This is a genomic window from Pseudomonas sp. SMV7 (assembly GCF_052041995.1).
Taxonomy (GTDB): Bacteria; Pseudomonadota; Gammaproteobacteria; order Pseudomonadales; family Pseudomonadaceae; genus Aquipseudomonas.
Window position 1 is genome coordinate 1 of the sequence record NZ_JBKGGT010000040.1, and the last position, 6,117, is coordinate 6,117.

7 protein-coding genes are annotated in these 6,117 nt (G+C 63.2%); 5 read left to right on the forward strand and 2 right to left on the reverse strand.

Translation table 11 applies throughout. The annotated features are described in order from the left end of the window. Positions 1-180 precede the first annotated feature (180 nt). The 5 genes from ACLEJP_RS25365 to ACLEJP_RS25385 all read left to right on the forward strand — a co-directional run bounded on the left by ACLEJP_RS25365 (position 181) and on the right by ACLEJP_RS25385 (position 4,427). Positions 181-1,341, forward strand: a complete 1,161-nt coding sequence (locus ACLEJP_RS25365) for a D-alanyl-D-alanine carboxypeptidase family protein (RefSeq protein ID WP_186672699.1) — start codon at positions 181-183, stop codon at positions 1,339-1,341. A gap of 73 nt (positions 1,342-1,414) precedes the next feature. Continuing rightward, positions 1,415-1,690, forward strand: coding sequence for a DUF493 domain-containing protein (locus ACLEJP_RS25370; protein WP_085625758.1), 276 nt, complete (start codon positions 1,415-1,417; stop codon positions 1,688-1,690). Further along, positions 1,690-2,337, forward strand: coding sequence for a lipoyl(octanoyl) transferase LipB (gene lipB, locus ACLEJP_RS25375; protein ID WP_225779369.1), 648 nt, complete (start codon positions 1,690-1,692; stop codon positions 2,335-2,337). Before ACLEJP_RS25370 ends, lipB begins: the two co-directional genes overlap by 1 nt. A 2-nt stretch (positions 2,338-2,339) precedes the next feature. Continuing rightward, positions 2,340-3,356: a lipoyl synthase gene (lipA, locus tag ACLEJP_RS25380; RefSeq protein WP_440810867.1), complete on the forward strand. Its 1,017-nt coding sequence runs from the start codon at positions 2,340-2,342 to the stop codon at positions 3,354-3,356. A 168-nt stretch (positions 3,357-3,524) separates the two neighbouring features. Continuing rightward, complete coding sequence (locus ACLEJP_RS25385) at positions 3,525-4,427, forward strand: S66 peptidase family protein (protein ID WP_440810873.1); 903 nt, start codon at positions 3,525-3,527, stop codon at positions 4,425-4,427. Positions 4,428-4,460: 33 nt separating this feature from the next. Here ACLEJP_RS25385 and ACLEJP_RS25390 read toward each other — a convergent pair whose 3' ends face one another. Both ACLEJP_RS25390 and arfA read right to left on the reverse strand, forming a co-directional pair. Further along, positions 4,461-5,777 (reverse strand): lytic murein transglycosylase, encoded by a 1,317-nt coding sequence (locus ACLEJP_RS25390; protein WP_440810870.1) that lies wholly within the window; start codon positions 5,775-5,777, stop codon positions 4,461-4,463. A 60-nt stretch (positions 5,778-5,837) separates the two neighbouring features. Further along, a complete protein-coding gene (arfA, locus tag ACLEJP_RS25395) occupies positions 5,838-6,002 on the reverse strand; it encodes an alternative ribosome rescue factor ArfA (RefSeq protein WP_016489355.1) in 165 nt (54 codons plus the stop codon). Positions 6,003-6,117: the final 115 nt, after the last annotated feature.

Below are 6,117 nucleotides of genomic sequence, written 5' to 3' on the forward strand. Positions count from 1 at the left end.
AACTGTCGGTTTTGTCATGAATTGCCGGGCGCAGGCATGTACAATGTCGGCTTTTGCCCGCAGCGACATAACGCCGCATTTTGCCGGGCCAGGCCTATGGCCACAAAACTAGACTGACTGGCGCTGGGCACATGATCTTGCCCAGGGAAATTCAGACCATTAGCGATTTTCGAGAGACGGATGAACATCACCAACCTTGCCAAACGACTTTGCCTGCCCGTACTGCTGATGATCACGCCGGCCGCCTTCGCGGCTGAGCAGATGACGCCGGCACCACCGCAACTGGCAGCCAAGTCCTACGTACTCATGGACGCGTCCAGCGGCAACGTGCTGGTCGAGAACAACGGTGACGAGCGCCTGCCGCCAGCCAGCCTGACCAAGCTGATGACCGCCTACATCGCCACCCTGGACATCCGTCGCGGCCAGATCGGTGAAAACGATCCGGTTACCGTCAGCGAGAACGCCTGGCGTACCGGCGGTTCGCGCATGTTCATCAAGGTGGGCAGCCAGGTGACCGTCAGCGACCTGCTGCACGGCATCATCATCCAGTCCGGCAACGACGCCTCGGTCGCCCTGGCCGAGCACATCGCCGGCAGCGAAGACGCCTTCGCCGACATGATGAACAAGACGGCTGCCGACCTGGGCATGAGCAACAGCCACTTCATGAACCCGACCGGTCTGCCACACCCGGACCACTACTCGTCGGCACATGACATGGCGACCCTGGCCCGCGCGATCATCAATGTCGACCCGGCCCACTACGCCATCTATTCGCAGAAGGAATTCTTCTGGAACAACATCAAGCAGCCGAACCGCAACCTGCTGCTGTGGCGTGACAAGACGGTCGATGGCCTGAAGACCGGCCACACCGACGAAGCCGGCTACTGCATGGTGGCTTCGGCCGTTCGCGACGGTCAGCGCCTGATCGCCGTGGTGTTCGGCACCAACAGCGAGCAGTCGCGTGCGGCAGAGACCCAGAAGCTGCTGACCTACGGCTTCCGCTTCTTCGAAACCCAGACCTTCTATCAGAAGGGCACCGAGCTGACCAAAGCACCGGTCTGGAAAGGCGCCACTGGCGAAGTCAAAGCTGGCCTGGCCGAAGACCTGACCATGACCATGCCTAAAGGCCAATTGAAACGCCTTCAGGCTTCGATGACCATGAACCCGCAACTCACTGCACCGATTGCCAAAGGTGACGTGATCGGCAAAGTGGAAGTCAAACTGGACGAGAAAGTGGTTCACAGCGCCGACCTGATCGCCCTTGACGGCGTCGAGGAAGGTGGTTTCTTCCGCCGTATGTGGGATAGCATCCGTCTATTCTTCTACGGGTTGTTCAACTGATACGTGACCTGCATGCCCCCGCGAATCCTGCGGGGGCGTTGTTGTTGCCACGGCTTACGAGGCCGTTTCCGCCATGAGCGAACCAGACGTCAAGTCGCACAAGATCGAATTCCCCTGCGACGATTACCCGATCAAGGTCATCGGCGATACCGTGGTCGGTTTCCGTGACACGGTGATCGAGATCCTCAGCAAGCACGCCAAGGTCGACCTTTCCACACTGGCCGAGCGCCAGAGCAAGGAAGGCAAGTACACCACCGTGCAATTGCACATCGTTGCCGAAAGCGAGAACCAGCTGCACGATATCAACAGCGCCCTGCGCGCTACCGGCATCGTGAAAATGGTGCTCTGATGTCCGCCTGCCTCGGTTTCCGTGAGCTTGGCCTGCAGCCCTATGAACCGGTGCTGGAGGCCATGCGGCGCTTTACCGAGCAGCGCAGCCCGGACAGCCAGGATGAAATCTGGCTGGTCGAGCACCCCGCAGTCTTTACCCAGGGCCAGGCCGGCAAGGCCGAGCACCTGCTGGTGCCGGGCGACATCCCGGTGGTGCAGACCGACCGCGGTGGCCAGGTGACCTACCATGGCCCCGGGCAACTGGTGGCCTACCTGCTGCTGGATGTGCGGCGGCTGGGGTTTGGCGTGCGCGAGCTGGTCAGCCGTATCGAGCAGACCCTCATCGACCTGCTCGCCAGTTATGATGTCCAGGCTGCGGCCAAGCCCGATGCCCCGGGCGTCTATGTCGATGGAGCGAAAATCGCCTCCCTCGGCCTGCGAATCCGCAATGGCCGTTCGTTCCACGGCCTTGCCCTGAACGTGGACATGGACCTTGCGCCATTCCGCCGAATCAACCCCTGCGGCTATGCGGGGCTGGCGATGACCCAGCTGCGCGACCTGGCAGGTCCGATCGAACTCGACGAGGTCAGGACAAGGCTGCGCGGACAGCTGGTCAAGCACCTCGACTACGCTGAGCAGACGACCCTCACGGGCGGAATCGACTGAATATGACAACTGTGCAAGAAGCCGTGCCGAACCTGATAGCTACCCAGGATGCCACCGCGCGCCCAGCGCCGAAGAAGGTGGAAGCCGGGGTCAAGTTGCGTGGAGCCGAAAAGGTGGCGCGCATCCCGGTGAAGATCATCCCCACCGACGAGCTGCCGAAAAAGCCCGACTGGATCCGCGTGCGCATCCCGGTCTCGCCCGAGGTGGACCGCATCAAGCAACTGCTGCGCAAGCACAAGCTGCATAGCGTGTGCGAAGAGGCATCCTGCCCGAACCTGGGCGAGTGCTTCTCCGGCGGTACCGCGACCTTCATGATCATGGGCGACATCTGCACCCGCCGCTGCCCGTTCTGCGACGTGGGTCATGGCCGGCCGAAGCCGCTGGACCTGGATGAGCCGAAGAACCTGGCCATCGCCATCGCCGACCTGCGCCTGAAGTATGTGGTGATCACTTCGGTGGACCGCGACGACCTGCGCGACGGCGGGGCCCAGCACTTCGCTGACTGCATCCGTGAAATCCGTGCGCTTTCGCCGGGCGTGCAGCTGGAAACCCTGGTGCCGGACTACCGTGGCCGCATGGACGTTGCCCTGGAGATCACCGCGCAAGAGCCGCCGGATGTGTTCAACCACAACCTCGAGACCGTACCGCGCCTGTACAAGGCCGCGCGTCCGGGTTCGGACTACGACTGGTCGCTGGACCTGCTGCAGAAGTTCAAGCAGTTGGTGCCGCACGTTCCGACCAAGTCGGGCCTGATGCTGGGTCTGGGCGAGACCGACGACGAAGTGATCGAAGTGATGCAGCGCATGCGTGAACATGACATCGACATGCTTACGCTCGGCCAGTACCTGCAGCCATCGCGCAGCCACCTGCCGGTGCAGCGTTTCGTCCACCCGGACACCTTCGCCTGGTTCGCCGAGGAAGGCTACAAGATGGGCTTCAAGAACGTCGCCTCCGGGCCGCTGGTGCGTTCTTCGTACCACGCCGACCAGCAGGCCCACGAAGCCAAGATCAAGCTCTGATCAAAGCCTGGGCCACACATGCCGATGCGCGCCGGAAGGCGGCATCGGCATTTTTGTTGATGGGGCTTCCCGATGGCCGGGTTTGGCCCTCGCGCGCAGAATGACGCTCCCTCGACCCGCAAGGAGTTGCATGTGAATTGCCTTGAGCGTAACGAACCCTGTTTGCCGATGGCGCTGCCAGGCAATGCCTGTTTTGCCATCGTCGCCCCCGCCGGCCCGGCCCGGCTGGATACCCAGAAGGCCAACCGCTGGTTCGCCGATCGTGGCCACCGTTGCCGGATCTACCCGAGTACGCTCCAGGCCCAGGGCTACCTGGCGGGCTCGGACCAGCAGCGGCTGCAAGACCTGCATGGTGCTTTTGCCGACCCGTCGATCGACGCCATTCTGTGCATGCGTGGGGGCTATGGCAGCATGCGCCTGCTCGACCAGCTTGATTTCGAGTTGATCCGACGAAACCCCAAGCCGCTGATCGGCTACAGCGACATTACTGCGCTGCACACGGCCATCTACCGCAGCACCGGGCTGCTCACCTTCCATGGCGCAATGCTCAATGCCGACCTGCTGGGGGCCAAGCTGCAGCCGACCGAGGCTTCGCTGCTGGCGCAGCTGGGCGGGCAGCTGCGCAGCGGTGCGCCGATTGCACACCCGGCGGACTTCGCTTTGACCAGCGTGCTGCCGGGCGTGGCCAGCGGGCCGCTGCTAGGTGGCAACCTGTCCATGCTGGGGGCGACCTTGGGGACGATTGCCGAACTGGAGACACAGGGCTGTATCTTGTTCATCGAGGACGTCAACGAACCGTTGTACCGGGTGGACCGTCTGCTGACCCAACTGCGCCTGGCGGGCAAGCTGGAAGGGATCAAGGGCGTGTTGGCGGGGGATTTTGCCGGGATTACCACGGCGGCGCTGACGCCGTTGCTGCAGGATATCTTCGGGCCGCTGGGGGTGCCGGTGCTGGCCGGGTGGCGCAGTGGCCACTGTGATCCGAATGTGTGTTTGCCGCTGGGGGCCCGGGTGCGGCTGGATAGTGTCGGGCAAACGTTGCTGCTGGAGCAGGATCTGTTCAGGGCTTGAGATTGCCGGGGCCGCACGGCGGCCCCAGGATCCTCACTGCTGACGCAGGCTCTCAAGCAGCTTGTGGGTCGGATAGCCATCCGCCGGCCACCCCAGCCCCTGCTGGGCATTACGGATCGCCTTGCGGGTATTGGCGCCAATGATACCGTCAGGGTTCCCCGCCTCATGCCCATTGCTGTTCAGCAGGTTCTGCAACTCCATGCGCTCGCTGCGGCTCAGTGGCAAGTCTTCCTTCGGCCAGCTGCCGGCGATGAAACCCCAGCCCGTGAAGCGATCACCCAGCAGGCTTACCGCCAGCGCATAGGACGACGAGTTGTTGTACTTGAGGATGGCGCGGAAGTTGTCCAGCACCAGGAACGCCGGCCCGCGCGCGCCCGCTGGCAGCAGCAGGGCGGCAGACAGCTGGTTGCTGCCCACCGGCAGCTGGGTCCCCGCAGGCAGTTTCACGCCCAGCGCCAGCCAGTCGCTCACCGGCTTGCGCAGCGAGCCATCGGCTTGCCAGTAATCGAAGCCTGGCGGTACCTGCACTTCGAAGCCCCAAGGCTGGCCACGCTTCCAGCCCGAGCTCTGCAGGTAGTGCGCGGTCGAGGCCAGGGCATCCGGGGTGCTGTTCCAGATGTCACGGCGGCCATCGCCGTCGAAGTCCACGGCATGGGTGTTATAGGTGGTCGGGATGAACTGGGTCTGGCCCATGGCCCCGGCCCACGAGCCACGCATGGCCTCAGGCTGGATGTCACCATGCTGGATGATCTGCAGCGCAGCAATCAGCTGGTCCTGGGCAAATTGCGGGCGACGGCCTTCATAGGCCAGGGTAGCCAACGAGCGGATGACCGACTTGTTGCCCTGGAACTGGCCGAAGTTGCTTTCCATGCCCCACACGGCAACCAGCACCTGGCGGTCGACGCCATAGCGCTGCTCGATGAGCGCAAGCAGGTCTGCATGCTGTTCCAGCAGCTTCTTGCCGTTGCGTACGCGCAGCGGTGACAGGGCGCCTTCGAGGTATTCCCACACCGGGCGGGTGAACTCCGGCTGACTGCGGTCGGCCTTGATCACGTCCATGTCGGGGGTAATGCCAAGGAATGCACGGTCGAAGGTATCCGGCGCGATACCGGCTTGCAGGGCTTGCTGGCGGAAGCCGGCTTGCCATTGGGCGAAGGTTTGCAGAGGCTGGATTTCAGTGCTGACGTCGGGCGTGGTGCCAGGCAGGGTTACCACCGGGGTGGGCTGGGCGGGGGCCAGCGGCAGGGCATCGGCGGCGGTGGGCTTTTCTGCGCAGGCCACGAGCAGGATGAAACTGGAGGCCGCAAGCAGCTGACGGGTTTTCCAGCGGGGGAGAAGACTGAGAAGCATGCACAGATCCAGAATTGCAGGTCAGGTGACGACCATATCATGCCTGCGCTTGCGATGCTTTCATGCGGCCAAAAAGTAGGAAGCCTCCCAATCTCTCGATTGGAAGGCTTCGCGGCGGTAGCTGCCTTTGCCCTTGTCCGGTCGTTCCTGGCGGCAGCGGAACAGGGGTTGGGCGACGATGGACTTGGCCTTGTTGGGGCCGTGCTTTTTCGGCTTTTTGCTCATGGCGGGGTTCCCCGGTTGGGTGGGTTTCGCCGCGCACTGTAGGGCCCTGGGTAATCAGGGGCCAATTGATTGTGTATATGGTCGAGAGGCTGGGGCCGTTTTGCAGCCCTGTGGG

What these genes read in the sequence shown, in the direction of transcription:
- ACLEJP_RS25365 (WP_186672699.1), top strand. Translation starts at nt 181, where the DNA reads ATGAACATCACCAACCTTGCCAAACGACTTTGCCTGCCCGTACTGCTG.
- ACLEJP_RS25370 (WP_085625758.1), top strand. Translation starts at nt 1,415, where the DNA reads ATGAGCGAACCAGACGTCAAGTCGCACAAGATCGAATTCCCCTGCGAC.
- lipB (WP_225779369.1), top strand. Translation starts at nt 1,690, where the DNA reads ATGTCCGCCTGCCTCGGTTTCCGTGAGCTTGGCCTGCAGCCCTATGAA.
- lipA (WP_440810867.1), top strand. Translation starts at nt 2,340, where the DNA reads ATGACAACTGTGCAAGAAGCCGTGCCGAACCTGATAGCTACCCAGGAT.
- ACLEJP_RS25385 (WP_440810873.1), top strand. Translation starts at nt 3,525, where the DNA reads ATGGCGCTGCCAGGCAATGCCTGTTTTGCCATCGTCGCCCCCGCCGGC.
- ACLEJP_RS25390 (WP_440810870.1), bottom strand. Translation starts at nt 5,777, where the DNA reads ATGCTTCTCAGTCTTCTCCCCCGCTGGAAAACCCGTCAGCTGCTTGCG.
- arfA (WP_016489355.1), bottom strand. Translation starts at nt 6,002, where the DNA reads ATGAGCAAAAAGCCGAAAAAGCACGGCCCCAACAAGGCCAAGTCCATC.